Below are 4835 nucleotides of genomic sequence, written 5' to 3' on the forward strand. Positions count from 1 at the left end.
TTTAGGTATAACAAAGAAATATACATAACAACAAGCATTACATTAACCTCTTGTCATTCAGAGGAGGAACGACCGAAGAATCTCTTAACAATAAGATATCTCGTCGCTCATACTTCGCTATGTCGATATGACAAAGAAATATACATAACAACCAGCATTATATTTATCTCTTGTCATTCAGAGGGAGGAACGACCGAAGAATCTTTTAATAATGAGATATCTCGTCGCTCATACTTCACTCCGTCGATATGACAAAAAAATGTACATAACAACAAACATTACATTAACCTCTTGTCATTCAAAGGGAGGAACGATCGAAGAATCTTTTAATAATGAGATATCTCCTCACTCATACTTCACTCTGTCGATATGACAAGGAAATTTACATAACAACAAGCATTACATTAACCTCTTGTCATTCAGAGGGAGGCAAGACCGAAGAATCTCTTAATAATGAGATATCTCGCTACTCATGCTTCGCTCTGTCGATATAACAAATGAGTGAAATTAATTTGACTTTAAATCATCCAAAACTAAACGTAACTCACCATAAGAATACTTGTCATCCAATTGATGCTTCAAATCCGAAAGGTTTTCAAATTTAGTTTCAGGAATCAGCACTTTTAATTCATTATAATGCGCTTCAGACATTAGATCAATAATCTTTACTTCGCCGGTAGGCATATAACTTGCTAGGTGTCCAATAACTGTATTAACGTTTAGTTCACGTTCATCAGCAATTTGCTCTACAGTTTTTCCTGTTTTAAACAATGCCAAAGATTCTTTTTTAGTATCGCCTTTTTTACGTTTTGGTGTTTCAGGCTTAAACATATCTATATCTGAAGATACCTCAATATCATTTTCATCACAAAACTCTCTAATCACTTCAAGAATTTCAGTACCATACTTTGCTACGCGTGTTTTCCCCATCCCATTAACCTTTAGTAATTCAGCTTTATTTGTAGGTAATGTTTCGCACATGTCATATAAAGCTTTTTGTGTAAATACCTGAAAATGTACCAAACCGCTAGCTTGGGCAATATCATTTCTAAGCACTCTTAGTAACTCAAACAATTCTATATTAGTAGTACCGTCAATAACTGTCTTCTTTGGTTTCTTTGGCTTTTCTTTAGCCATAAAAACGGATTTAGCTCGTAAACGTAAAAATTCCTCGGTTTTAAAACCTTCCTTTAAACCTTCAAAATATAACAGCTTAGTAGTTAAAAAATCTTCAATGCTATCTAATGGTTTATTTAGGTCTTTTTCAATAGCTTTATTATCGGTAGTAAACCCTAATGTTTCAAAAGGTGTTTTTATATACTCCTGAGTTTGCGAGTTAAAATAGTGAACGCCTTTTATAAAACGTTCTTGAATATCTTCACTAAACTCAGGTAATTTTCCAGCTTCAGACAACGCTTTTAATTGTGTCTTAAAGCCGCTACCAACCTTTACCAAATTAGTCACCCCCTCCTTCATTTTAAGTAAAGGCGCTTCTATTGTCCCTTCAATACTATTTCTATTTTTGTAGAACACATCCAACATACGGCTAATAGGATATAGAAACTTGTAAAACTCAAAAATTTCGGAAATTAAATTCAGTTGAAAATCCGCTTTACTCGCTAACAGATCATTATCATCCGGCGCATTTTCGGCAGCATTTTCATTAAAAGATTGCACATTGGCATCACTAATAATCTGACTGGCATCTATCTTACTTTTAAGTACCAATCCTTCTAAGGACTTACATCTACTCAAAGCCACATAGGTTTGTCCGTGTGCAAAGGCGCCTTGGGCATCAATAATGGCTTTTTCAAAAGTTAAACCCTGACTTTTATGAATGGTAATAGACCAGGCTAAACGAAGTGGCATTTGTGTGTAAGAACCAATTTTGTTTTCGGTAATGGCATTGGTTTCTTTATCTACCGTGTAATTAATGTTTTCCCAAATTTCGGGTGTGGTAACTATATTATAGTCATCATCTGGACATTTCACAATCACTTCATCTTTATCCAGTAAAATTACCTTACCAATCTTGCCATTAAAATAGCGTTTTTCGGTTGAGCTATCATTTTTAATAAACATCACCTGTGCCCCCACTTTTAAGGTAAGCTCCTCTTTGTTAGGATAAGCAAACTCTGGAAACTTACCTTCTATTGTTGCCTTATAAGTTTTCTCTTTTGTAGTTAATTTATCAAGCTCACTATAATTTGTTTTTTCCGCTCTATTGTTATGCGTGGTAAGTGCAATATAGCCTTCGCCTTCTTCTGGTACAAACTCCGGTAAGTAACGTTTGTTCAATTCATCAGCTGATGCTTTAGTCAAAGCATTATTCCGTATCTCATTTAAGATGGCAATAAACTTAGGGTTGTCTTGTCTATAAATATGTTTTAGTTCTACAGTAATAGCATTACATAATGCATAAGCATGACTACTAAAAAAAAATCCGTTCTTATAATATTTGCTTAACAATTGCCATTCGTCCTCTTTAATAACGGGTGATAATTGCTGTAAATCGCCAATCATTAACAGCTGCACACCTCCAAATACTTTATTCTTATCTCTAAAACGACGCAGTGTTTTATCAATACCGTCTAATAAATCTGCACGTACCATACTAATCTCATCAATAACCAATAAATCCATAGACTTTATGATATTGATTTTCGTTTTATTAAACTTCCTATTAAACCCTTTACCCGTATTTAAATCGGCATCAGGTAAAATAGGACCAAAAGGCATCTGAAAGAAGGAATGTATCGTAACACCCTTAGCATTAATAGCCGCAACGCCAGTAGGTGCAACCACTACCATACGCTTTAAACTTTGCATTTTTAACTTATGTAGAAACGTGGTTTTACCGGTACCTGCCTTACCTGTTAAAAACACATGTCTATCTGTGTTAGTTACAAAGTCCCAGGCTAAATCAAGTTCTTTATTTGCGGCCATTAAAAAGTCATTTATAAAAATTGAATATACTAATTTGTAATATTTTTTCTATATATGGAGCGTAAATTATTTTAAAATTATGAAAAGTTATGATTAGTACGCACTATCTATTAAGTACAGTTCCTTTCTTAATAGTGATATTAAGCTTCAACCAAAACTATAAATCCATTAGAACTCGTTTAATAATCTTCTGAACATCACTATTATCCTTTTGCCGAATTAAAAAAGGCTCCAGATCTTCAGTGGTATTAATTTGTTCCGTTTTGTCAATGAAACCATAACCAAGGTAAGTACCTTGTTCTATCATTATAAAAGCGTCCTCATGACTATGTCTACCTTTTTGTTTTAATACGGCATTTTTAGTATTTTGCTTTAAGCTATCAATGGCTTCTAATACGCGTAAGTTATACATCTTATAATCTTCATCTTCTCTACAAACGCCTTTACAGGTACGTATTTTATAATGGTTACACGTGGTTACATCTTCTTGTAAATGACAGTATTTAGGACACAGATTATATCTCATACACAATTGTTCAATGTACCGTCTACATTCCGTAATAGAATTTAAAACCAAAATAGGGTTGGGTGTTGCCTTAAGAGCATTATACGCTATATGTATGATCCCTTTACGATCTGTATAAGTAAAAATACCAAACATCTTTGTGGCACGTTTAGCTACTTGATTATACTCGGGGTAATGTGTCTTTATAGCGGCATCTTCCATTAATAACGCTATGAGTTCACTCCCAGATAATTCAAAGTCTATATAGGCTGTTTCTCTGCACATAGACAAGGACTTTTTTGTCTTACTGTAAAAATGACTTAATACGCGTTTCCTGATATCCTTAGCTTTTCCTACATAAATAATGCTACCTTTTTTATTTTTGAAATAATATATGCCGGTTTTATTAGGTAAGTTATTAAAAACACTGGTTGGTAAATGCGATGGTAATGTAGCTTCTTTAGAAGATTTCTTTAAAAATTCGTTAAATACATCTTCAGCACTTTCTTGATCCCGTAGAAGTTCAAATAGTATTACTGTAGCCTCGGCATCTCCTCTTGCTCTGTGCCTATCAACAATCGTAATATTAAGTGCTTTACACAGTTTACCCAGGCTATATGATTTATGATTAGGAATTAGCTTCCTAGAAAGCCTAATGGTACAGAGTTTTTTTCTATTAAAATCTATATTTAGATATTTGAATTCATTTCTTATCGCATTGTAATCAAAATTAACATTATGAGCTACAAAAACGCAATTATCTGTAAATGCTAAGATTTTGTGTGCTATTTCCGCAAAAGTTGGCGCATTCGCAACCATACCATTATCAATGCCTGTAAGAGCCGTTATATAATCTGGAATTAAACTTTCAGGATTGATTAGAGAGGTAAACTCATCAATAACTTGATAACCATCATGTTTAAATATAGATATTTCGGTGAGTTTATTACTAGCGCCTGTAGTTTCAACATCTATAATGGTATATATCATATTAAACTCTCATCTGTGAAGTTACTTAAAGTTAAAGGTATTAATAAAAAGTAAATCTTAGGTAAGGCGGATGTCAGTTCGTGTGTTTTTTATAAACAATCGTATCGAGAACTAATGTAAACGTTTAATCATACTTAACATGAGTTGGACATATTAAAATCTTACAACAAAAACTTTACATATAATAATCAAATTGAGATTGTCATTCCAAATGAGGAACGAGGAGGAATCTCACTCCAATGAGATATCTCCTCGCTCATACTTCGCTCTGTCGATATGAAAAAGAACTATTTCAATTATTATTGCAGGGATTTGTTCGTTGAAACTTAAATTGAACTTTCGTAAGTTATTTCATTTCAGTATAAAGCAAAAAAAATCCCGATTCGTTAGAATC

General features: G+C 33.3%; 2 protein-coding genes. Both read right to left on the reverse strand.

Annotated elements, in window-relative coordinates:
- Positions 1 to 507 precede the first annotated feature (507 nt).
- Positions 508 to 2946 carry a helix-turn-helix domain-containing protein gene (locus FUA24_RS00970; protein WP_148539668.1) on the reverse strand — a complete coding sequence of 813 codons (2439 nt, stop codon included), beginning with the start codon at positions 2944 to 2946 and terminating at the stop codon, positions 508 to 510.
- A gap of 157 nt (positions 2947 to 3103) precedes the next feature.
- Positions 3104 to 4441, reverse strand: a complete 1338-nt coding sequence (locus FUA24_RS00975) for an exonuclease domain-containing protein (protein WP_148539669.1) — start codon at positions 4439 to 4441, stop codon at positions 3104 to 3106.
- Between the last annotated feature and the right edge of the window lie 394 nt (positions 4442 to 4835).

The sequence above is a fragment of the Seonamhaeicola marinus genome, assembly GCF_008085455.1.